The sequence below is a fragment of the Kyrpidia spormannii genome (genome assembly GCF_002804065.1).
Lineage (GTDB): Bacteria > Bacillota > Bacilli > Kyrpidiales > Kyrpidiaceae > Kyrpidia > Kyrpidia spormannii.
On sequence record NZ_CP024955.1, the window covers coordinates 607,994 to 629,514 of the forward strand.

At 58.2% G+C, this 21,521-nt stretch carries 21 protein-coding genes; 15 read left to right on the forward strand and 6 right to left on the reverse strand.

The genetic code is table 11. The features are described 5' to 3' along the window. Window positions 1–168: 168 nt before the first annotated feature. Window positions 169–1,458, forward strand: coding sequence for a S8 family peptidase (locus CVV65_RS03030; protein WP_100666883.1), 1,290 nt, complete (start codon window positions 169–171; stop codon window positions 1,456–1,458). A 94-nt stretch (window positions 1,459–1,552) separates the two neighbouring features. Here the strand turns inward: CVV65_RS03030 and CVV65_RS03035 are convergent, their stop codons facing one another. Continuing rightward, window positions 1,553–2,104 carry a DJ-1/PfpI family protein gene (locus CVV65_RS03035; RefSeq protein WP_100666884.1) on the reverse strand — a complete coding sequence of 184 codons (552 nt, stop codon included), beginning with the start codon at window positions 2,102–2,104 and terminating at the stop codon, window positions 1,553–1,555. Window positions 2,105–2,241: 137 nt separating this feature from the next. Here CVV65_RS03035 and CVV65_RS03040 point away from each other — a divergent pair, with 137 nt between their 5' ends. From CVV65_RS03040 to lpdA, 6 genes are all read left to right on the forward strand, one after another. Further along, the gene (locus CVV65_RS03040; protein ID WP_100666885.1) at window positions 2,242–3,042 is read left to right on the forward strand and encodes a Cof-type HAD-IIB family hydrolase; all 801 of its coding nucleotides are present in this window, start codon (window positions 2,242–2,244) and stop codon (window positions 3,040–3,042) included. Window positions 3,043–3,645: 603 nt separating this feature from the next. Beyond that, complete coding sequence (locus CVV65_RS03050; RefSeq protein ID WP_198592108.1) at window positions 3,646–3,846, forward strand: CDGSH iron-sulfur domain-containing protein; 201 nt, start codon at window positions 3,646–3,648, stop codon at window positions 3,844–3,846. A gap of 353 nt (window positions 3,847–4,199) precedes the next feature. Next, window positions 4,200–5,282, forward strand: a complete 1,083-nt coding sequence (gene pdhA / locus CVV65_RS03055) for a pyruvate dehydrogenase (acetyl-transferring) E1 component subunit alpha (protein WP_100669134.1) — start codon at window positions 4,200–4,202, stop codon at window positions 5,280–5,282. A 1-nt stretch (window position 5,283) separates the two neighbouring features. Then, entirely contained in the window at window positions 5,284–6,264 is a 981-nt protein-coding gene (locus tag CVV65_RS03060) for an alpha-ketoacid dehydrogenase subunit beta (protein ID WP_100666888.1), read from the forward strand. A gap of 21 nt (window positions 6,265–6,285) precedes the next feature. Beyond that, window positions 6,286–7,602: a dihydrolipoamide acetyltransferase family protein gene (locus CVV65_RS03065; RefSeq protein WP_100666889.1), complete on the forward strand. Its 1,317-nt coding sequence runs from the start codon at window positions 6,286–6,288 to the stop codon at window positions 7,600–7,602. Window position 7,603: 1 nt separating this feature from the next. Continuing rightward, window positions 7,604–9,013: a dihydrolipoyl dehydrogenase gene (lpdA, locus tag CVV65_RS03070; RefSeq protein WP_100666890.1), complete on the forward strand. Its 1,410-nt coding sequence runs from the start codon at window positions 7,604–7,606 to the stop codon at window positions 9,011–9,013. A gap of 148 nt (window positions 9,014–9,161) precedes the next feature. Here the strand turns inward: lpdA and CVV65_RS03075 are convergent, their stop codons facing one another. Further along, the gene (locus CVV65_RS03075; protein WP_100666891.1) at window positions 9,162–10,733 is read right to left on the reverse strand and encodes a class I adenylate-forming enzyme family protein; all 1,572 of its coding nucleotides are present in this window, start codon (window positions 10,731–10,733) and stop codon (window positions 9,162–9,164) included. 52 nt (window positions 10,734–10,785) lie between these two features. Next, entirely contained in the window at window positions 10,786–12,204 is a 1,419-nt protein-coding gene (locus tag CVV65_RS03080; protein ID WP_100666892.1) for a sigma-54 interaction domain-containing protein, read from the reverse strand. A 288-nt stretch (window positions 12,205–12,492) separates the two neighbouring features. On the opposite strand from CVV65_RS03080, the gene CVV65_RS03085 reads away from it, so the two are divergent. Next, on the forward strand, window positions 12,493–13,779 hold the full coding sequence (locus tag CVV65_RS03085; protein WP_100666893.1) for an MFS transporter: 1,287 nt from the start codon (window positions 12,493–12,495) through the stop codon (window positions 13,777–13,779). A 216-nt stretch (window positions 13,780–13,995) separates the two neighbouring features. Here CVV65_RS03085 and CVV65_RS03090 read toward each other — a convergent pair whose 3' ends face one another. Continuing rightward, window positions 13,996–15,417 (reverse strand): diaminopimelate decarboxylase family protein, encoded by a 1,422-nt coding sequence (locus CVV65_RS03090; protein ID WP_100666894.1) that lies wholly within the window; start codon window positions 15,415–15,417, stop codon window positions 13,996–13,998. A gap of 253 nt (window positions 15,418–15,670) precedes the next feature. Here CVV65_RS03090 and CVV65_RS03095 point away from each other — a divergent pair, with 253 nt between their 5' ends. From CVV65_RS03095 to CVV65_RS03125, 7 genes are all read left to right on the forward strand, one after another. Next, a complete protein-coding gene (locus CVV65_RS03095; RefSeq protein WP_100666895.1) occupies window positions 15,671–16,060 on the forward strand; it encodes a rhodanese-like domain-containing protein in 390 nt (129 codons plus the stop codon). A 59-nt stretch (window positions 16,061–16,119) separates the two neighbouring features. Further along, window positions 16,120–16,446, forward strand: a complete 327-nt coding sequence (locus tag CVV65_RS03100; protein WP_100666896.1) for a rhodanese-like domain-containing protein — start codon at window positions 16,120–16,122, stop codon at window positions 16,444–16,446. 132 nt (window positions 16,447–16,578) lie between these two features. Beyond that, window positions 16,579–16,839: a metal-sensitive transcriptional regulator gene (locus CVV65_RS03105; protein ID WP_013074385.1), complete on the forward strand. Its 261-nt coding sequence runs from the start codon at window positions 16,579–16,581 to the stop codon at window positions 16,837–16,839. A gap of 53 nt (window positions 16,840–16,892) precedes the next feature. Beyond that, a complete protein-coding gene (locus CVV65_RS03110; protein WP_100666897.1) occupies window positions 16,893–17,282 on the forward strand; it encodes a DUF302 domain-containing protein in 390 nt (129 codons plus the stop codon). A 25-nt stretch (window positions 17,283–17,307) separates the two neighbouring features. Beyond that, entirely contained in the window at window positions 17,308–17,892 is a 585-nt protein-coding gene (locus tag CVV65_RS03115; RefSeq protein WP_100666898.1) for a class I SAM-dependent methyltransferase, read from the forward strand. Window positions 17,893–18,036: 144 nt separating this feature from the next. After that, the gene (locus CVV65_RS03120) at window positions 18,037–18,600 is read left to right on the forward strand and encodes a TlpA family protein disulfide reductase (protein WP_100666899.1); all 564 of its coding nucleotides are present in this window, start codon (window positions 18,037–18,039) and stop codon (window positions 18,598–18,600) included. 110 nt (window positions 18,601–18,710) lie between these two features. After that, entirely contained in the window at window positions 18,711–19,418 is a 708-nt protein-coding gene (locus CVV65_RS03125) for a cytochrome c biogenesis CcdA family protein (protein WP_170084958.1), read from the forward strand. Window positions 19,419–19,431: 13 nt separating this feature from the next. Here the strand turns inward: CVV65_RS03125 and CVV65_RS03130 are convergent, their stop codons facing one another. Both CVV65_RS03130 and CVV65_RS03135 read right to left on the reverse strand, forming a co-directional pair. After that, window positions 19,432–20,178, reverse strand: coding sequence for an alpha/beta fold hydrolase (locus CVV65_RS03130; RefSeq protein ID WP_157935354.1), 747 nt, complete (start codon window positions 20,176–20,178; stop codon window positions 19,432–19,434). Window positions 20,179–20,212: 34 nt separating this feature from the next. After that, window positions 20,213–21,490 carry an ArsB/NhaD family transporter gene (locus CVV65_RS03135; protein ID WP_100666901.1) on the reverse strand — a complete coding sequence of 426 codons (1,278 nt, stop codon included), beginning with the start codon at window positions 21,488–21,490 and terminating at the stop codon, window positions 20,213–20,215. Window positions 21,491–21,521: the final 31 nt, after the last annotated feature.

The following is a 21,521-nucleotide window of genomic DNA, read 5'->3' on the forward strand; positions in this document are numbered from 1 at the left end:
TGATGTGATGATCAACACGAGAATCCCGCGCGCCAGGACCCGCGAATCGATTTCCCCGCCTGTACCGCGTTGCCCAGGGATGTGCGCCAAATTTGAAACAGGTAGGACCCTCGTCCACACTGTTCTCCTTTTTCCCCATAGGTTGTCGGGTAAAGGGGGGACAACAGGATGCAATTGCTGAACTGGGTCCATCAGCACGCCGGGAAACTGGACGTCCTCGCCCGCCGGCAGCTGATCCAGGCCCATCGGCCCTTGCGGAGGGTGCCCTGTTTTCTACAAAACCTGGCCCAAGGGTTACTGCACCGTTTGATCAAGGTACCGGTCATCGTCCAACTCAAGGAGATCCCCGAGGAAGGCCTGACCAATTCCGTCAGTCGGGTGGGCGGCATCGCCCGGCGGCGGATTCATCGCGAATTGCCCATCTGCAACGGGGTGGCCGCCCGCCTTTCGATTGCAGACATCCGGCGGCTTTTAGAGCAGGAATCGGTGGCGCGCATCACCTACGACCGCCCAGTCCGGGCGCTGCTCGACGTGGCCACGCCCGCCGTGGGGGCGGCCACAGGACAGCAGGTCGGATTCACCGGTCGGGGGGTCACCGTGGCGGTGCTCGACACTGGGATTTACCCGCACCCGGACCTCACCCAACCTGTGAATCGCATTGTCGGGTTCCGAGATTTTGTAAACGGTCGGACCGAACCGTACGACGACAATGGCCATGGAACTCACTGTGCGGGGGATGTGGCGGCTAACGGCGGGCAGTCCGGGGGCCGCTATCGGGGCCCGGCACCGGAAGCCTCTTTGGTGGGGGTGAAGGTGCTCAACGCCCAGGGTGCCGGCAGTCTCTCCACCGTGATCCAGGGGATCGACTGGGTGGTGCAAAACCGGGACGCCTTCGACATTCGCGTACTCTCGATGTCTCTCGGCAGCCCCCCGGCCGGACCGCCCTCCCAGGACCCGGTGGTCCAGGCGGTGGAGGCAGCCTGGAATAGCGGGATCGCCGTGGCGGTGGCGGCGGGAAACGAAGGGCCGGAGTCCGGAACCATCAGTTCGCCTGGGGACAGTCCCCGGGTGATTACCGTGGGCGCGGTGGATGATCGGCGAACCGTACCACAAAACGATGATGTGGTGGCTTCCTTTTCCAGTCGCGGGCCAACGAGCGAGGGCGTGACGAAGCCTGACATCACCGCTCCGGGGGTTGGGATCATCTCCCTGCGGGCTCCCGGGTCTTTCCTCGATAAAATGATGAAAAGCGCCCGGGTGGGGGATTGGTACTTTCGCCTGTCGGGGACGAGTATGGCCACGCCGATCGTGGCGGGTACCATCGCCCAGCTCTTGCAGATAAACCCGGCCATGACGCCGGACGAGGTTAAAGCGGCCCTGATGGATAACTCCTTTGACCTCGGCGAAGATCCCAATGCCCAGGGCAGGGGTGAAGTCCGGGTGGGCGGGTTGCTATAAGGCGATGAAACGAAAAATCGGGCGTCCGCGCCCGATTTTTCGTGAGCAAAAGCAGGGTGGCCAGCGTCAGCACTCCCCGAAAAGCCCGTCTGCGTTATCGACCGAGCAGTTTCAGAAACTCTCGCATAAAGCCCGGCAGGTCCGGCCAGGCATGCCCGGAAACCAAGTTTCCATCCACATGGAGGGTTTCCGTAACGTAGCGAGCCCCCATGGCCTCCACCGAAGGCCGGCAGGCGATGTACGCCGTCATCGAACGGTTTTTAAGGAGGTCCGCAACGGTTTCCAGGACTTGAGCAGCGTGGCAGATCGCGCCGATTGGTTTGCCCGTTTCGAAGAAATGGCGAACGATGCCCGGCAGTGCGGGATTGAGGCGGATGTACTCGGGAGCCCTCCCCCCGGGGATGATCAGGCCATCGTACTCTTCGGGCTTTACTTCGTCAAAGGACAGTTGGGCTTGGATTTGGTACCCAGGCTTTTCCGTGTAGGTTTCCCAGGTCTCAAAATCGTGCACCACAGTATGCAGGGTTTTGGCCGACGGTGCGGCGATCACGGCCTCGATGTTCTCCTCGAGCAGCCGATAATACGGGTAATAAATCTCCAGAGCCTCTACCGCATCGCCGGCAGTGATCAATACCTTTTTTGCCACGGATGACCCCCCTCTCCCATTTGGTTTCATTGTATCATGAGTTTGGGTGTGAACAGAAATCTGAGGAGTTCTTTACACACTTTTTGGATTGGATGCGCCGGCGGCCGGTACAATGGTGTCAGAGGAGGAGATGAGCAGTGCGCTTTCGGGCCGTGTTCTTCGATGTAGACGGAACTCTGCTGACCAGGGATATGCGGCTGCCGGAATCGGTCAAGTGGGCGGTCAATCGCCTCCGGGAGCAAGGGGTCGCGGTTGGGATTGCGACGGGGCGGTCCTATGCCCACACCGAGGCGGTGATGAAACAACTGGGCATCGACATGGCGGTCTTGAACAACGGGGGCTTGGCGCTGCGGCAGGGCCGGATCCTAGCGCACCGCCCGATCCACCCCGAAAGGATCCTGCGCATCCTCGGCGATGTCGAGGATGCAGATCATGCTTTGGTGCTGCACGGGAAAGAGTTCACTGTGGTCAATAAACCGGAAGATGCGTATTTTCTCCGCGCGTATCACCACCTGCGCGTCCCCTTTCCCAGCTTGTTTCGGAACTACCAGGGGGAACCCGTGTATCAAATCAATCTGTTCTGTCCCGAAGACGAGGTTTGCCGGTATACCGAGGCGTACCCGGATCTGACTTTTCGCCGCTGGTTTCCGGGGTCTTACGATGTGAATGCGGCTGGCGTGCATAAAGCGGAAGGGATCGCGGCTCTGATCGGAGAGTTGGGCATGTCCTGGGACGAGGTGGTCACTTTCGGGGATGCGGATAATGATATCCAAATGTTGCGGGCGGCGGGGTTAGGCGTCGCGATGGGCGGCGGCCTGCCCGCGGCCCAGGAAGTGGCGGACGTGGTGATCGGACGACCGGAGGAGGACGCCATCTGGAACTTCGTCCGGTCGAATCTGGCGCAGGAGCCTGCCAAAGCCTGGTCCCGGGCGGAATGATCAGAAAAAAGCGTGCCTCATCTTCTTCCCTCAGGAAGAGGATAAGGCGCGTCATTCAGATCTCTGGCTCTGAACATATTGTCGGATAACGGATACGTGGAAATGGCCACCTTAGGCGGAGAGGTCACCAAAACGTGCACGCGGTCATCCTCTTCGAATCTCTCGTTTGACTTGGCCATAGGCCGAGAGTATCATAGAAACATGAAAATTCTCAAGTCCTTTCGATTTCGGCTGGAGCCCACAACTGAACAAACCGGGTGTCGGACGGTTTGTCTGGAACAGGGCGCTGGCCTTGCAAAAGGGCGGCGGGAGGCCGGGTATCCTCTGTTGTTTTATGTGACCTGGCGCGACTCTTGAAGTTGTGGAGACATCGTGTGGAACGCGGGTTTTTAGCTCACGCCCCAGTCCACACCCCGCTTCCAGACCGAGATCGACGTGTCCGATCGTATTCATCCCTTTGGGTCGGCGATTGGCATCGACCGGGGGAGTGCGCACTTTGCCGGGTTGTTGTCGATGCGCCGGGGTGGGTCCGGCGGTACGAGGCGAAATTGATTTGGGAAATGCGGAAGTTGTCACGAAGTCGGCTCGGAAAGGAGGATGACGATGGCGGAGGTGAGGATCCGTCTGCGGGATAACGGGCCTTTGGTGGTGACAGGTCCCGTGGAGTTGGTGGACGCACAAGGGCAAGCTTTCGTGGTGGAGGATTCCTTTGCTCTGTGCCGTTGTGGACAATCCGGGAAGAAACCCTTTTGTGACGGCACCCATCGCACGGTGGAGTTCCAGGATCAAAGCCGGGCGAAGTGAACAGAGGGGGCCGAGTTGCTGGAAGGGTCAGGCAGTGAAAGGATAGAGGGCCGCGGGGAAAGGTGAAGATCTGCTTTCTCCGCGGCTTTTTGTATGGGTTGCTGCATCATAACAGGTCCACAAAACTGTCACAGTTAGTAATACAGAGTATAAGGTATCGCGAAACAGGTTGTGGCATCATTGACTTTTCCCTGGAGGTATACTACAGTAGATACTACAAAAAATGCTGTGAGTAAGGGGATTTATTGCCCAATCGTCCGTTTGGTTGGCATCTGTCCGACAAGGGAGCCTATGCTATAACAGATTTGCGGTTATATATAACACAGCCGTGAAGGGAAGAAAGGGTGGGGAAAATGGGCGTACTTTTGGACGAGCGCACGCCTTATGAACCGGTGCGGATCTTGGCCGAGGACGGTACGGTGGTGAACCCGGAATTGATGCCGGATTTGTCCGATGAGCAGATGCGGGAGTTGATGCGGCGGATGGTTTTCACCCGGGTCTGGGATCAGCGGGCCATCGCGTTGAACCGCCAGGGGCGCCTCGGTTTTTATGCTCCGGTGGCCGGCCAGGAAGCCTCGATGCTCGCCAGTCACTATGCGCTGAGTAAAGATGATTTTCTCCTTCCGAGCTACCGGGATATTCCTCAGTTGGTCTTCCACGGACTGCCGCTTTATCAGGCGTTTTTGTACTCCCGGGGCCACATCCACGGCGGCCAGATCCCGGAAGACGTTTCTGCGTTGATGCCGCAGATCATTATCGCCGCCCATTGCACCCAGCTCGCCGGGGTGGCTCTGGGGATCAAGCTGCGGGGAGAGCACCGGGTCGCCATCGCTTATTTTGGGGATGGGGCCACGTCCCAGGGGGATTTTTATGAGGGGATGAATTTTGCCGGGGTGTTTAAAGTTCCGGCGATCTTCTTTTCCCAAAACAATCGTTATGCGATCTCGGTGCCGGTGTCGAAGCAGACGGCGGCCAAGACGTTGGTGCAAAAATCTGTGGCTGCCGGGATCTCCGGAGTCCAGGTGGACGGAATGGATCCTTTGGCGGTGTACCGGGTGACGAAAGAGGCGGCCGACCGGGCCAGGGCCGGGGACGGGCCGGTGATGATCGAGTCCCTGACCTATCGGTACGGTCCGCACACGATGGCCGGGGACGATCCCACCCGCTATCGGACGAACGAAGAACTCGGGGAATGGGAGCGCCAGGATCCGCTCATTCGTTTCCGGGCTTTCCTTCAGGGCAAGGGGTTGTGGAGCGAGAAAGAGGAAGAGGCGGCCATCGAGGAAGCCAAGCAGACCATCGCCGACGCATTAAAGAAGGCGGATGAATACATGTCCAAGCAGACGGTGGGGGATCTGATCGACGCGATGTACGCGGAGCTTCCGCCGGAGCTGAAGGAGCAAAAGGCGTTGTTTGCGGCGGGGGAGGGACGGTAATATGGCACAGATGACAATGATCCAGGCGATCACCGATGCGATGCGGTTGGAGTTGGCCCGGGATCCAAAGGTTCTGGTGTTTGGCGAGGATGTCGGGGTTAACGGCGGTGTATTCCGGGCGACGGCAGGACTGCAGGAGCAGTTCGGGGAGCAGCGGGTCTTTGATACCCCCTTGGCGGAATCGGGGATCGGAGGGCTCGCGGTGGGCTTGGCCGTTCAAGGGTTTCGGCCTGTCGCGGAAATCCAGTTTTTCGGCTTCGTGTTTGAAGCTTTTGATGCGGTGGCTTCCCAGGCGGCCAGGCTTCGGTATCGGTCTGGCGGACGGTATCATGCGCCTATTGTGTTTCGCTCCCCCTTTGGCGGGGGCGTTAAGACGCCCGAGCTTCACGCCGACAGTCTCGAAGGGCTCTTCGCTCAGACTCCCGGTCTCAAGGTCGTCATTCCATCGAATCCTTACGACGCGAAGGGACTTCTGATCTCGGCCATTCGAGACGATGACCCGGTGATTTTTCTCGAGCACATGAAGTTGTATCGGTCTTTTCGCCAGGAGGTCCCGGAAGGGGATTATACGGTGCCCTTGGGGAAAGCGGCGGTGGTGCGTCCGGGGAAGGACGTCACCGTGATCACTTACGGTGCCATGGTTCAGACCTCTCTAAAAGCGGCGGACAAAGTGGCAGAATCCCGGGGTGCCCAGGTGGAAGTGATCGATCTGCGGACCGTGAGCCCCATCGACATCGAGACTGTGGTGGAGTCGGTGAAGAAGACAAATCGCGCCGTGGTGGTGCAGGAGGCCCAGCGCAAGGCCGGGGTGGCCGCAGAAGTGGCGGCACAAATTAATGAACGGGCGATCTTGCATCTCGAGGCGCCGGTGATTCGGGTGACCTCCCCGGATACGGTGTACCCCTTTGCCGCGATCGAAGATCAGTGGTTGCCCACTGTGGGGCGGGTCGTGAAAGCCATCGAAGACGTGCTCGATTTTTAAGGCGAGGAGGAGGGGAAAACCGTGGCGGATTTTGTATTTCGTCTGCCGGACATCGGGGAAGGCATTCACGAGGGGGAGGTCGTCCGCTGGCTGGTCAATCCCGGCGATGAGGTCGATGAAGACCAGCCGCTGTGTGAGGTCCAAAACGACAAAGCCGTGGTGGAAATCCCCAGTCCGGTCAAAGGCAAGGTCAAAGAGGTGAAGGTCCAGGCGGGAACCACGGCGGTGGTGGGAGATCCCCTGGTGGTCCTGGAAACTGAAGGGGCCGTGCCTGAGGGGGCAACAGAAGCCGGCGGGTCTCAGGAGAATGAAGGGCCTTCGGCGGCGGGTGCGGCGGCATCGGCGCCCGGGAAGGGTTCAGAGGAGCGCGGTGAGGTCCGGCCCGCGGAGTTAGCCGGCGCGACCCCGGATGGTGCGGGGCCATCGGGAGCGGCGATGATCCTCGCCACGCCCGCCGTGCGGAAGTTTGCCCGGGAGAAGGGCGTGGATCTGGCCCAGGTGCGGGGTACGGGGAAGAATGGCCGCATCACCCGGGAGGATGTGCTGCGGGCGTCGGAGGGGCCCGAGGCGGAGAAAGCAGAAGGAATCGCCGAGCCAACCGCCCAGGAACGTGCCGTTCCCAGGGCCGAGGCTACTGGTTTGGAAGAGCGGGTTCCTTTGGCCGGCATCCGCAAGGTCATTGCCCAAGCCATGGTGAAATCGGCCTATACTGCCCCTCACGTCACGGTGATGGACGAGGTGGATGTGACGCGGCTGGTGGCGCTTCGCGACAAAGCCAAACCTTTGGCAGCCGAGCGCGGAGTGAAACTCACCTACTTGCCTTTTATCGTCAAGGCGGCCATCGCAGGGTTGCGACTGCATCCGACCCTCAATGCGTCCATCGACGAGGAGAAAGGTGAAATTGTCTACAAGAAATATTATAATATCGGCATCGCCACCGATACTGAGCGGGGACTGCTGGTGCCGGTGGTGAAAGAGGCCGATCGCAAGAACGTGTGGATGTTGGCGGCGGAGATCCGGGAGTTGGCCGAGAAGGCCAGGGCCGGGAAGTTGACATCTCCGGAGATGAAGGGGGGCACCTTCTCCATCACCAACATCGGGGTCGAGGGCGGCCTGTTCTTTACGCCGATCATTAACTATCCGGAGGTCGCCATCCTGGGGGTGGGGCGGATCACCGACAGGCCGGTGGTGCGAAACGGCCAGGTGGCTGTCGCTCCGGTCATGGCGCTGTCCCTCAGTTTTGACCATCGCTTGGTGGACGGCGCCGAAGCCCAACGTTATGTCAACGATGTCAAACGGCTGCTGGAAGATCCCGATTTCTTAACCTTGGAGGTGTAACATGGTCGTCGGGGAATTTACCACCGAGGTGGACCTGTTGATCATTGGCGGCGGCCCGGGGGGATACGTCGCCGCCATTCGGGCCGCCCAGCTCGGGAAAAAGGTGACGCTCGTTGAACGGGACAAGCTGGGCGGGGTGTGCCTGAACGTCGGTTGTATTCCGTCCAAGGCGCTGATCGCCGCCGCCCACCGGTATGAGGATGCAAAGAAGCTGGGCGAGATCGGCATTGAGGCCGGGGACGTTCGGGTGGATTTTGCGAAAGTGCAGACCTGGAAGCAGGGCGTGGTCGACAAGCTCACCGGTGGCGTGGCGAGTTTGATGAAAGCCAACAAGGTGGAAGTCATCAAAGGAGAAGCTCTTTTTGCCAACGACCGGGAGGCACGGGTGATCAACGGCTATGAAGCCAATCGTTATCGCTTTAACCAATGCATCATCGCCACCGGATCCCGGCCCATCGAGCTCAAAGACCTGCCCTTCGGAGGCCGCGTGATTTCTTCCACGGAGGCACTGGCCTTGCAGGAGATTCCCAAGCGGCTTTTAGTCATTGGTGGAGGGTACATAGGGATCGAACTCGGCACTGTCTTTGCTAAATTTGGGACGCAGGTGACGGTGCTGGAGGGGACCGAATCGATCCTCCCGACCTTTGAGAAAGAGGTTCTGCGGCTGGTGGAACGCCGGCTCAAGAAACTGAATGTCACCGTGGTGACCTCCGCCATGGCCAAGGGTGTGGAGGAAACCGCTAACGGTGTGACGGTCACGGCTTCCGTGAAGGGTGAAGAGCAACGGTACGAGGCGGACTATGTACTGGTCACTGTAGGCCGCCGGCCCAATACGGAAGATCTCGGGCTGGACATGGCTGGAGTACGCACAGAAAAAGGGCTGATTCAAGTCGACAAACAAGGGCGCACCAGCGTGGGGCACATCTTTGCCATCGGTGACGTGGTGCCGGGGCCGGCCTTGGCTCATAAAGCGTCTTATGAAGGCAAAGTGGCCGCCGAGGCGGCAGCCGGAGAGGCCAGTGAAGTGGATTACAGAGTCATTCCCGCCGTGGTCTTCTCCGATCCGGAGATCGCGGTGGTGGGGTTGAGTGAGTCCGAGGCAAAGGAGAAGGGGCTCGACGTGGTGACGGGGAGATTCCCCTTCGCGGCCAATGGGCGCGCCCTGTCCTTGGCGGATGCCGAGGGCTTCGTCAAACTGGTGGCGGACAAATCCAGTGGAGAGTTGCTTGGCGCACAGATCGTCGGCCCGGAAGCTTCAGACCTTATCGCCGAAGCGGCCTTGGCGATCGAGATGGGTGCCACCCTGGAAGACGTCGCGCTTACAATCCACGCCCACCCGACTTTGGGCGAGGTGATGATGGAAGCGGCGGAGGTCGGCCTGGGCCGGCCAGTGCACATCGCCCCGCGCTAAGATTGTGGGCCCGCGAGGCAGCAGCGGTGAAGGGATAATGGCCATGACCGCCAGACCTCGGCATGTCTTCTTTATTGCTGCGCGCTAGCGAACAAGGCGCTGGCACGGCCGAACCCGGCGTTTCGGGCGGCCTGCGGCGCCTGTTTGCTCAAGGGTCCTCCTTGTACCATTGCCGAAGGATGTGCTTCTGAATCTTGCCCACGGAGGTGCGGGGAAGCTCCTCCACGAACAGGATCTCTTCGGGCACCTTGAACCGGGCCAGCCGCTGCCGACAGTACTCGATGAGATCTTCTGCCGGCGCATGCTCAGGCGATCGCGGGATCAGGTAGGCGACGATTTTTTCATCACGAATGGGGTCCGGCACTCCGATCACCGCTGCATCGGCGACATCCGGATGCTGCAGCAGCACCGCCTCCACCTCTCCGGCGGCCACATTCTCCCCGGCCCGTTTCACCATGTCTTTGATCCGGTCGACGAAGTGAAAATACCCCTCCGCATCGATTTTTGCCACGTCCCCGGTGTACAGCCATCCTTCCCGGATCGTCTCCCGGGTAGCCTCCTCATTCTTGTAGTACCCTTTCATGATGCTCCGACCCGGAGTACCTCTGACGATGATCTGCCCAGGGACGCCGATGGGGCAATCCCGCCCGGCATCGTCCACCACCCGCACTTCGTATCCGAGAGTGGGCAATCCGATCGTTTCGTTGCGCCGATCTCCATCCAGAGGATTCATGAGGGGGGTGCCCATCGTTTCGGTCATTCCGTACAGTTGCAGCAGGATGTCGCCATATCGTTCCGAGAAGAGGCGGAGTTCCTCCTGCGTGACGGACTGGGCGAACCACACGGCTCTCAGGGAATGGTTCCGGTCTTCAGGATCATAGGGTTGCCGGAGGATCATGCGGATCGGGGCTGCGAACAAACTGCCAACCGTCGCCCTCAGTCGAATGGCTTGTTTAAAATACCGAGAGGCGCTAAATCTGGCCGTCAGCCCAATGCTCGCCCCGACCACCAGGGCGGACATGGTGGAATAATACTGGGCATTGCCGTGAAACAGCGGCAACACGGCCAGTTGTCGATCGTCGGGGCCCAATCGCACCCCTCGGGCCATCGTCTCCCCGGCGTAGATGTAGTTGGCGTGGGTGATGATCACGCCTTTTGGTTTCGATGTGGTGCCCGAGGTGTATAAAATGCCCGCCATCATCTCCGAATCTCCAATCTCGTGGATCCGGGCATCCGGGGCCCCGGCGAGCGAGGCGGACAGGGGCAGCATACGTTCTGACGGCAATGGCTCCTCGGGCTCGGCAGCGACGAGAATATGGTGCAAGTCCGGGCATGCTTCAGCAGCTTCCCCGATGGCCTCGGCGGAGTGCCGGTCGGTGATAGAAAGCACTGCGCCGCTGTGGCTGAGCAGGTACTTCAATTCGTCGACGCTGGACAATGGGTTTGTGCACAGCAAGGCAGCGCCGAGTCGAGCCGCTCCAAGCAAAGCCATATAAAAAATTGGGGAATTGTTCATGTGGAGGTTGACGATGTTCCCCCGGCTCACGCCCAGTTCATGAAAGAGACCGGCCATTCGCGCGATCCGGGATTCCATTTCTCCGTAAGTGAAGGTCTCCAATTCTTGACTCGGGTCTTCATACAACAGAAATGGCTTATCGGGTTGGCGATCCACCCAATGTGCCCATACGGTGTTCAACGTACGGTAACCAGCGATGTCCATGGTTGATCCCTCCGGGAAATCATTAAGCAATCTTCGTGCCAATCCGGACGGATCACAGCCCGTACCGTTTTTTCTTTCGCACAAGGGTGGCTACGTCAATCCCCACAGCCGTCGCACATTCCCGCAAGGTCCTGTGCTTTTTAAGTTGTTCTTGAAGATACCGCCTTTCGAACTGTGCAACCGCCTCTCGCAGCGTCAATCGGTCGTCTATGGGTGGGTGGAGCCGCTCTTGCACCTGGCCGGGAACCGAGGGGTCGCCACGGGTGATCTCGCCGGGCAGTGCCTCGACCCCAATCCGGTCGTCTTCGGAAAGTACCACCAATCGTTCCATGACGTTGCGGAGCTGACGGATGTTTCCCGGCCAGGAGTAATCGAGAAGAGCCTGCAAAGCCTCGGGGGCGAGATACCGGTTCAGACCGAACTTGCGATTGTACTCGCCGAGAAAATGGGCGATGAGCGCCGGGATATCTTCCCGCCGATCCCGCAGGGGAGGGACCGTGACGGTGAGTACGTTTAAACGGTAGAACAAATCCTGCCGAAATGCTTTTTTTGCCAACAGGTCTTTGATGTCGGCGTTCGTCGCGGTGATCACCCGCACATCCAAGGGCACGGGCCGGGTTGAACCGATCCGTTGCACCTGGCGATCCTGCAAAACCGCCAGGAGCTTAACCTGCAGGGCCAAGGGCATCTCGCCGATTTCATCGAGAAAGATCGTCCCCCGATTGGCAAGCTCAAACATGCCCGCTTTCCCCCGGCGATTCGCCCCGGTAAAAGCCCCTCCTTCATACCCAAAAAGTTCGGATTCGAGTAATTCCGCCGGGATCGCCCCACAGTTGATCTTGACGAAAGGGCGCTCCTGTCCGTTTTCCCCTTGGGCGTGGATGTATTTCGCCAGCACGTCTTTGCCGACCCCGGATTCGCCCAGAATCATCACCGGCGAATCGACGGTGGCCGCCCGGGCGGCGAAAGTGAGGATTTTCTCCATCACCGCGCTGCGATACACCAGGGCTTCCTCGGCTTTATCACCGATCAGTTGCACCCGGAGGGGTGCCCGCAGTTCGGCTTGGGTGCGCATCGCCTCCACCTCCCGGCGCAGGCGGTTGAGTTCAGTGATGTCCCGGACACTGGCCACCACGTACAGCAGGGCCCCTTCTGCGTCATAAACCGGAATACCGGTGACAATCGCCTCGATTCCACTGTAATAGTGGATGATCGTGTTGTGGGGTTGATTTCGACGGATGACCTCGGCCACACAGGAATTCGGAAGAAAATGTTGATCTAACAGTTCCCACACGGATAGACGCTGGGCGGCGTCGACAGGAATCCCAGAAATGCGAAGGAACGCTTCGTTAAAATAAAGCGGGTTGCCGATGTTGTCTGTAATATAGATTCCGTCGTAGGCGTTGTCGATCAATTGGTGCAACAGAAGCCCGGAATGGGCATCTAAAGTACGATGAACGGACGGGGCCAAAAGGGTGCCTCCTCATCAATGAAATCGCCGCGGGGGCGTGGGTGTAATGATCTGAATTATCACGAATTCTATCCATGATTGTAGCATTCCTGCGCATGATTGACAAGAATGCATATGCAAAATTGCCTGTTCCAGCGAGCGGATTGTGCTGTGTTGGATGCCCAAAGGTTTGGCATGATCCTTGCGTTCATAAGTTTCATTGGAAGGACGACAATTGCGGATCGGGGGAAAATTTCTGCTGCACTCAGTTGACTTCCAAATCACATTATCGGGGGGGATGAACGCCTCATGAGCACAGCCCGGATTCTTTTCGCGAGCCTCATCGGATCGGTCATCGAATGGTATGACTTTTATCTGTATGGTTCAGCCACAGCTCTGGTTTTTTCGACATTATATTTTCCCACTCACGATCCCGCGGTTTCCATCATCCTGGCCTTTGCCACCTTTGGGGCGGGTTATGCCGCCCGCCCTCTGGGAAGTGTACTTTTTGGTCACTTCGGTGATCGCCTTGGCCGTAAAGCCGCCTTGATGTTCACTTTGATGGGGATGGGAGGAAGTTCCACACTCATTGGCCTGCTGCCCACCTATCAGCATATCGGCCTGTGGGCCCCCGCCCTTTTGGTTCTCCTTCGCCTGATCCAAGGGGTCGCTCTGGGGGGCGAATGGGGAGGTGCGATCCTTCTCGCTACCGAAAATGCCCCCAAAGGAGTGCGCGGGCTATACGGGTCGATTCCGCAAATGGGGGTGCCCGTGGGTCTGGTGTTGGGGACGTTTGGCTTGGCGCTGATCAACCACTTTACAACCAACGCACAGTTCATGGCCTGGGGATGGCGAATTCCATTTTTATTCAGCATTCTTCTCGTGGTGGTCGGCCTTTGGATTCGCGGCGGCGTGGACGAGACTCCAGTTTTTAAGGCCCAGAAACAAAGCGGGGATGTTGCCCGGGTTCCTCTCATTGACGCTCTGGTGCACGATTGGAAAAACGTTCTCCGGGCGATCGGATTGAAGCTGGGAGACGGGTTTCTCAACGTGTTCACCATGTCCTACGTACTCACTTTTGCCACGATGTATCTGGGGTATTCCCGAGGTGACGCGTTGAACGCATTGACCCTCGGTTGTGCCACGATGCTGATAGTCATGCCCATCATCGGATACTTTTCGGATTATATTGGAAGAAAGCGCATTTACATCTCCGGATTAGTTCTGCTACTGGTGTTGTCCATCCCTTATTTTGCCTTAATGGCCCAACATGTCGTCTGGCTATATCTCATGGAGGTCATCGTGTTGGGGATCGTGTGGGGGGCCATCTTCGCCACCCAGGGGACATTTTTCTCGGAGCTGTTTCCCGCAAAGGTCCGGTACACGGGATTGTCGGTGGGATACCAGGTGGCTGCGGCCATTGTCGGTTTTGGGCCTCTGGCATGGACGGCCATGGCAAAAAATTTTGGCCCGTCACCATGGGTATTCGGGGCGTTTTTTATCGGAGGGCTGATCATCTCCCTGGTTCTCAGTTTGTTCTCGCCGGAGACCAAGGAGATCGCCTATTCTCGAACAGAGCTCGGCGCCGAGAATTAAGCCGGTTGCTGTTTAGCATATGAGCCACCCGCCGCCCGCACCGTGGAAGTTCGCTGGCGGCGGGGTGAATCATCCCGCCGAGGTGGGCCACCTTGCAAAGGAGATCAATTCTGTGGTGAAGACGGGTGAAATCGGCGGAGTGGAAAATAAAACCACCTACTTACCTTGGAAATCGGACAGCCGGATCTGGCCCTGGGTGGGTGCCGGATGATGTTTCTACAAATCCACCTGGTGGGGGCGCGGCTCTTTTCTGTATTTCCCCGGAAATACGTCGCAATCCACGAGTTGCCGAAAGGTGTCGTGATGGCGAATCAGCTGGACCTGGCCGGAAGTGCGAATCATCGCGGCGCCGGCCCGGGGAAAGCTGTTCGCTTCGGACATATATTCCAACACGTAGGCGCCGGTGTCCAAAAAGGCCAAACGGTCTCCGGGACGCGTGTTCCCCGGGAGGAGATAGTACTCACTGCCCTGGGTGCCGTCGCGAAAATAATCCCGGTGGTCGTACAAGGGGCCGCCGATTTTGAAGGGGACATCGTGGGTGCGTTCTGCCCGGGTGACGGACAAAGCAACCCTGTCGCTCGGTTCCCCAGGCCACTGAGGGAGGATGTTGAGTCCCGCATCGACGATTAACCAGCGCACGATATCGGTGACATTTCCTTCTTCGTCCCGGATCGATTTGCTTTTTACCTGGCGAACAGTGGTCAGCAATAGGCCCGCGTTCGCAATGAGCCGCTCGCCGGGAGACAGAACGAAACGCAGCGGCCGGTCGTACTGGGTGAGGAGTCCCGCCAGGGTCCGTGCAGCCAGCAGATCTTGATCGAGTTCCGCGGCGGCGGCTTCATCCGAGGACGGAAGATCCAACTCTTGCACCGGAAGTGGCAGTTCTCCCCCCAGGAAGAGAATATCCCCGTCCACGCCGAGGCGAGTTCGAAGCTGTTCTAAGAGTTCTAAGGCAATCTCGCCGGCTTGACGTAACGTTTCGGGTTTCCACCGGTAGGTGCCGACCTGCACATGAAGGCCCCGAATTCGTATGCCCGGATAAGTAAGGGTTTGCTCGGCGAAAGAGAGCAAGTCATGGCGATCGATCCCGGACTTTAGATAATAGGGAGTGGGTGGCCGGTGATTGGGGAAAGACAGCACGGGGTCGACTTCCAATAGAATGTCCGCCGGGCGCGCCATGTGGGTACCCAGGGTGGACAACGTCTCGATTTCCGACAGGGAGTCCGTACTGATCGCCCGCACCCCCCGTTCCAAGGCATAGGAGAGGAGTTCCGGTGGTCTATCTGCCCCGGCGAGCAAGATGCGTTCTCCACTGAAACCTGCGGTAAGAGCCTTTTTGAGCTCTCCCATAGAGCCGACCTCGACCCCTATTCCGGTCCGGCCGATGGCTTGAAGAAGGGCCAGATTCGAAGAGGCCCGCAGCGGAAAGAACAGGTCGGCGGGTACGTGTTCGTAGTGAAAGGCGTCGTGGAGTTGACGGACGTTCCGCCATAGATGGGATTCGGAATACACATACAGTGGCGTGCCGAAGCGATCCGCCAGTGCCTCTAGATCGACATCATCCATAGTTAGCCGGCCATTTCGAATGAGCATGTTCCGTCTTGCCAGTTTATCGAACAGGACCATGGCGATCCCCATCCCCCCGGCACCTCTGGTGGGCTCCCCTTTGAATTGAAGCGATTTATACCCTATAATTCACCATAGCCCTCTGCTCATTTCCACCCAAGAGACAAATGGAGGAAAAATGACTGGTTCAGGTGGTCGATCTCATCTGGTGCGTTTGCACGGTTGGTGATAGTTGATTTGAACTACTACCTTGGATTGACATGATGCCCTAGGGGGTATATACTGCATCCATAAATATACTCTCCCCGGTATCGGAGGTGCGGGATTGACCACGGGTTTAATTGCTCTGGTCGTGGTCCTGGTTGTGGGTTGGTGGTGGATGAACCGGCCGGCTCGCGGCGTAGAGCAGCTGGCCGCTGAGACCCTGGAGACTTGGAAAAAACAAGAGAAAGGCCGCTTGATCGTGGACGTGCGGGAGGCGCACGAATTTCGATCAGGTCACGTGCCGGGAGCGGTGAATGTGCCGCTGAGCCGATTATCTCGCGAATTGCACCGCATCCCAAAGGATCGGGAGGTGGCTTTGATCTGTCGCAGCGGCCACCGAAGTGTTCAGGCGGCACGAATTCTGAAAAAGGCCGGGTATACCCGGCTCTGGAACGTTCGGGGCGGTATGATCGCCTGGAATCGCCGGCCCCATTCAAAACGGAGCCGGTAGGTGCAGTGAAAAACAAGAAAAGACAGGGCCGCGCCGCGGCTCGTGAAGGAGGATTTCGGATGCGCGAGTGGAGTGGCGAGGACCTATGGCGCCGTATGCAGGAGGGGACTGCCCCCCGGATTATCGACGTGCGGGAACCGGTAGAGTATTATGAACACGGGCATATCCCTGGAGCGGAATTAATCCCGATGGGCGAGATTCCTGCAGCTCTCGGCCGAATTTCAAAGCACGAGGAGATTGTTTTTGTCTGCCGGTCGGGCAGCCGGAGTGGCCATGTGTGCCAATTCCTTCAGCGGTTGGGGTACGAGCGTGTCATCAACTTGGCCGGTGGCATGATCTACTGGCCTGGAGCTGTGAATTACGGACCTGAATCCGAAGGTGCGTGAGCAGGTGCCTTCCGGAGCGGACAGTGCCGTCAGCCGCTCGGCAGGATGTTAGAGCCTGGACCCCGGAAAGCGTCCCAGGCGTATCGTAAACCACTTCGGGGTATGGTATAGTCAACAGTGAGGTGTTGAACCATGGAATACACAGATGCGATGAAGAATCGCCTGAAGCGCATCGAGGGTCAGGTTCGGGGCATTATGGGCATGATGGAAAAAGAGCAGTCCTGTCGAGACGTTGTGACGCAACTGTCCGCTGTCCGGGCGGCGATCGACCGGCTCATTGTATACGTGATCGGATCGAACATGGAAATGTGTATCCGGGACGAAGTTGAGAATGGCCGCCCCGCGGACCAAGTGATTCAAGAAGCCATTGAACTTTTGATGAAAAGTCGCTGATCGACACCGCTTCGGCGGCAACGAGGAAGGATAAGGGCGGAAGGAGGAGGAATATGTTTCATTATACGGTGACCACCGACAAACCCCTGGAAGAGTCTGTTCGCGCCCTGGAGGAATCCCTCAAAGAGCGCCGCTTTGGTGTGCTGTGGCAGATGGACATCCCGGAGAAACTCCGGGAAAAAGGGGTGTCTTTTGATACCCCGTACCGAGTCCTGGAGGTATGCAATCCCCAGGAAGCGGCTCGGGTACTGGGGAAGGAACTCCTGGTGGGGTACTTCTTGCCTTGTAAGATTGTCGTCTACCGGGACGGGGGAAAGACCAAGATCGGTTTGCCCCGGCCGACCATGCTGCTCGGCCACGCCTCGGAGGACGCCGAGCTGCGGGAGATCGCCCAGCGGGTGGAGGAGCAACTCACAGCGGCCGTTGATGCGGCGGCCCGCTGAAAGCTGAAATGTAAGGGGTGAGGGCGTGGGACATCGATTCCATCCCGACCACATGGACCGATTGCTTGGGGAAGAACGGAAGGGCGTCTTGCCTCAGGATCGAATTATCGACCTCTTAGCCCCGAGTCCCGCAGATACAGTGGCGGATATCGGGGCAGGGCCGGGGTATTTTACCCTTCCCCTCGCCAAGCGGACCCAAGGGACGGTGTATGCCATAGACGTGGAGCCGCGGATGTTGGAAGCGTTGCAGAGCCGTTGGCCAGGAGGGATGCCGGCGAGGGTGCGGCCGCTCATCGGCGCGGCTGACGATTTGCCCCTGCCCGACGGATCGGTGGACCGGCTCCTCTACTCATTGGTGCTTCACGAAGTCGATGCTCTGGATGAAGCCCTTCAAGAAGCGCGACGCGTGCTCAGGCTCACTGGGAGAATGGTGGTGATCGAATGGCACCCGGAGGCGACGGAACAGGAAGGGCCCCCCAAACAGGAACGATTAAATCCCGATCTCTTAGCTCAGCGGATGATGCGGTGCGGACTGAAGGTGGAGAGTCTTCTGGACGTCAGTGCGTTTCATTACGCTCTTGTAGCCGCACCTCAAACGCATGCCCGCTGATCGGGTTCGCCTCATGGTTGGCCCGGCTGGTGCGTTGCGGGTGGTGCCCCGGGCAACTCGTGTTTCTCGCAGTGGCGGCAGCGGTGCTGGTGATGACCGTCGTCGCCCGATCGCTGCATTAACCGAGACAAAGGAGGGAGCGGGGTGACCGGCAAGCGCAAGAGCGGCATGGGGTTCACGATCTTTGTCGTGGTCGTGCTCCTCATTGCCGTGGCCGTCGTCATCAATGTCACGAAATCGAACGGATCCGAAGCCGGAGCGGGGGGTGGTGCGGCCCTTCCGATTAAAGGATACCAGGCTCCGGATTTTACTTTGAAAACGTTTGACGGACAGGCTGTGACATTGTCCCAGATGAAAGGCAAGCCGGTATTCTTGAATTTCTGGGCTTCCTGGTGTCCCCCGTGCCAGGCGGAAACGCCAGACCTCGTGGAAATGCATAAGAAATACGGCGATAAGATCGCCTTTTATGGCATCAACCTGACGCAACAAGATGACCAGCAGAAAGCCTTGGATTTCATCAAAAACTACAAGATCGATTATCCCGTCCTCTCGGATGCGGAAGGCAAAGTCTCCGATCTGTACCGGGTACAGGCCATCCCCACCAGCGTGTTTATCGCTCCGGACGGCAAGATCGTCGAATTGGTCCAGGGCCTGATGACGAAACAGGACATGGACCGGTTATTCGGGGAATTGGCGTCCACGAAGTAGCAGATTGTCCGGGGGGGTGGACTGGCGATAAGGAGTGCGGCGGCCGGCGCGAGGCGCTGAGGCCGGTGTCGGGGTCCCCGGTCGCCCCCGGGGTGAGGAAGGTGATAACCATGTCGGAACCGGTAACCCTGTGGCTGGCGTTTGGCGCGGGATTGCTCTCCTTTGTCTCTCCGTGCGTACTACCGTTGTATCCTTCCTACATTTCCTATATCTCAGGCGTGTCCTGGGGGGAAGGTGCCGACCGGGCCGAGGCGCGAAGGCGGGCCTTGAAGTACGCGATTTTTTTTGTGCTCGGGTTTTCCACTGTTTTCCTGGCTCTAGGGTGGTCTGCCAGTCTCATCGGCCAATTGTTTGTGGAGTATAAAATGTGGTTACGGATCATCGGCGGGATTGTGGTAATCTTCATGGGCATGGTGATTGCCGGCTGGATTCGATCGGACTGGTTGATGCAGGAGAAAAAATGGACGGTCAACCGGAAACCGGTGGGGTATTTTGGAGCCTGGTTGATCGGAGTCAGTTTTGCCGCCGGCTGGACGCCGTGCATCGGCCCGATCCTGGCCTCGGTGTTGGTCATGGCGGCCAACGAGCCCGGCCGGGCCCTCCTGTTCATGGCTCTTTATGCCTTGGGATTCGCCCTGCCCTTTTTGATCTTGGCCTTTTCCCTCACCTCCTGGAAATGGCTGCAACAAAAGTCCGGCGTGGTCAGCAAGGCCGGCGGGGTCATCATGGTGGTCATGGGATTCTTGTTGCTGACGGATTCCCTGAGCACGATTACGGTCTGGCTCACGAAGTTGTTCGGCGGATTTACCGGCTTTTAACTGCGTTTCGCCTTCATGGCGCCGCGAGACAGAACGAGCGGATCCGGTCCACCAGTATGTCGGGACATTCCACGTGGAGAAAATGGCCATATCCTTGTAGGACCTCCAATTTGGCCCCGGGAATGCCTGCGGCTGTCTCCCGGGCGGAGGACAGAGGGGTTATGCGGTCCTGGTCTCCTTGGAGGATCAGAGTGGGCGCCTGGATCCGGTGTAGCTGATCTCTCAAATCAAAGCCGGCCAGAGCCCGGGATGCGACGCGCAGAATCTCGGGTTCCGGGCGCGGATAGCCCTTCATGCGGCCGACGACGGTCATGAGGGGCGTTTTTGTTCCCACGAACTCCTTGATGGGGATGCCGCCCCGAGGGCTCACGAGCCGCCCCGGCCGCTCCGGGCCCGCAGCGGAACGGGTGGAAATGAGGACGAGAGAGCGGCAGTGCTCAGGGTGGGCGATGGCAAAAGCCTGGGCGATGAAGCTTCCCATGGAGTGGCCCACAATGTGCGCCCTCTCGATCTCCAGGGCGTCCAAAAGGCCTGCCAGATCGGCCACGTGGTCGTCCAAAGTGTAGGAAGCCGGGTGGGTGCTCTCGCCGTGTCCCCGGCAGTCATAGACCAGAGTCTCAAAATCTGCCGCCAGAGGCGGGGCGACGTGGTTCCAGACGATGCGGCTTCCCGCCATTCCGTGGATAAACACCATTGGCGGGCCGGATCCTTCCAGGGTGTAAGCGATATCGATGCCGCCTAAGTGGGCTTGGTTTTCCATGCTGTCCACTCCTCGCGTTTGGCTTTTAGGCTCCTCATAAATATCTGAGGAAGACATACAGGTGGGCGATGGCAATCGAGAGGACCATCAAGGGAAAACCGACCAAGAAGAAGCGCAGAAAGGTAATTCCCTGTCCCTCTTTGGCCGCCATTCCCGCTACGATGACGTTGGCACTTGCACCGATCAATGACCCGTTTCCTCCCAGGCAGGCTCCGAGAGACAGACTCCACCATAGCGGATCCAAATTTGTCAAGCCCAAGGATCCCATTTCCTTAATCAAGGGAATCATGGTGGCGACAAAGGGAATGTTGTCCACGAAGGTGGAAGCGATGGCACTCACCCATAGAATGAGTAATGATGCCCCAGCGATATTGTTGCCCGTCCAACTAATCACCTGTTTAGCCAATGCGGTAATGACTCCGGTGATCTCGAGGCCGGACACCAGTACAAATAGACCCACGAAAAAGAAGATTGTCCCCCACTCGACGTGGGCCAGAGCCTCCTCGAGATAGCGCTCACCCGTAAGCAGGAGGAGCAAGGTCGCCCCTGATAAAGCGATCGTTGCCGATTCAATGTGAAGGATAGGGTGCAAGAAAAACCCGAGAATCGTAAGAAGCAACACAACAACCGATTTCTTTAGAAGGGTGATATCGGTGATCTCAGCTTTTTCATCCAACTCAAGTATTTGCTGTCTTACATCCTCGTCGGCCCGGAGATATTTTCGGTAAATCAGCGAAAGGACCCCGAGGGTGACGACAAGAATGATGAGAGAAATACCCGCAAGGTTGGTGATAAAATCCACAAACGTCAGTTCTTTGACCGCCGTTCCAATCATGATATTGGGCGGATCACCGATCATGGTGGCCGTACCCCCGATGTTGGAGGACAGGATCAACGAAATCAAAAAAGGTATCGGCGGCAACGCCAACCGGCGGACAATGCTGAAAGTGACTGGGACCATGAGAAGTACCGTCGTCACATTGTCCAGAAACGCGGAAGCGATGGCTGTGATCAGATTCAGGGCCCAAAAAATTCGCATCGGGTCCCCCTTTACGGTTTTCGCTGCTCGGATTCCAAGATATTGGAATACACCGGTGCGCCCGGTGATGTTGACGATAATCATCATTCCGACCAGTAATCCGATGGTTCCAAAATCAACGTGCTGTATTGCCGTTTGTTGGTCCACAACTCCGAGCAGGATCATGAGGATCCCGCCAACCATCGCGATAACCGTCCGGTGGATTTTCTCGCTGATAATCACGGCGTAGGTCAGCAAAAAAATTCCTATCGCCAACAGGGCTTGATGTTCCATGTCTCTTTCGGCCCACCCCTTTCTATCGCCG

What these genes read in the sequence shown, in the direction of transcription:
- CVV65_RS03030 (WP_100666883.1), top strand. Translation starts at nt 169, where the DNA reads ATGCAATTGCTGAACTGGGTCCATCAGCACGCCGGGAAACTGGACGTC.
- CVV65_RS03050 (WP_198592108.1), top strand. Translation starts at nt 3,646, where the DNA reads ATGGCGGAGGTGAGGATCCGTCTGCGGGATAACGGGCCTTTGGTGGTG.
- pdhA (WP_100669134.1), top strand. Translation starts at nt 4,200, where the DNA reads ATGGGCGTACTTTTGGACGAGCGCACGCCTTATGAACCGGTGCGGATC.
- CVV65_RS03060 (WP_100666888.1), top strand. Translation starts at nt 5,284, where the DNA reads ATGGCACAGATGACAATGATCCAGGCGATCACCGATGCGATGCGGTTG.
- lpdA (WP_100666890.1), top strand. Translation starts at nt 7,604, where the DNA reads ATGGTCGTCGGGGAATTTACCACCGAGGTGGACCTGTTGATCATTGGC.
- CVV65_RS03075 (WP_100666891.1), bottom strand. Translation starts at nt 10,733, where the DNA reads ATGGACATCGCTGGTTACCGTACGTTGAACACCGTATGGGCACATTGG.
- CVV65_RS03085 (WP_100666893.1), top strand. Translation starts at nt 12,493, where the DNA reads ATGAGCACAGCCCGGATTCTTTTCGCGAGCCTCATCGGATCGGTCATC.
- CVV65_RS03090 (WP_100666894.1), bottom strand. Translation starts at nt 15,417, where the DNA reads ATGGGGATCGCCATGGTCCTGTTCGATAAACTGGCAAGACGGAACATG.
- CVV65_RS03100 (WP_100666896.1), top strand. Translation starts at nt 16,120, where the DNA reads ATGCGCGAGTGGAGTGGCGAGGACCTATGGCGCCGTATGCAGGAGGGG.
- CVV65_RS03105 (WP_013074385.1), top strand. Translation starts at nt 16,579, where the DNA reads ATGGAATACACAGATGCGATGAAGAATCGCCTGAAGCGCATCGAGGGT.
- CVV65_RS03110 (WP_100666897.1), top strand. Translation starts at nt 16,893, where the DNA reads ATGTTTCATTATACGGTGACCACCGACAAACCCCTGGAAGAGTCTGTT.
- CVV65_RS03125 (WP_170084958.1), top strand. Translation starts at nt 18,711, where the DNA reads ATGTCGGAACCGGTAACCCTGTGGCTGGCGTTTGGCGCGGGATTGCTC.
- CVV65_RS03130 (WP_157935354.1), bottom strand. Translation starts at nt 20,178, where the DNA reads ATGGAAAACCAAGCCCACTTAGGCGGCATCGATATCGCTTACACCCTG.
- CVV65_RS03135 (WP_100666901.1), bottom strand. Translation starts at nt 21,490, where the DNA reads ATGGAACATCAAGCCCTGTTGGCGATAGGAATTTTTTTGCTGACCTAC.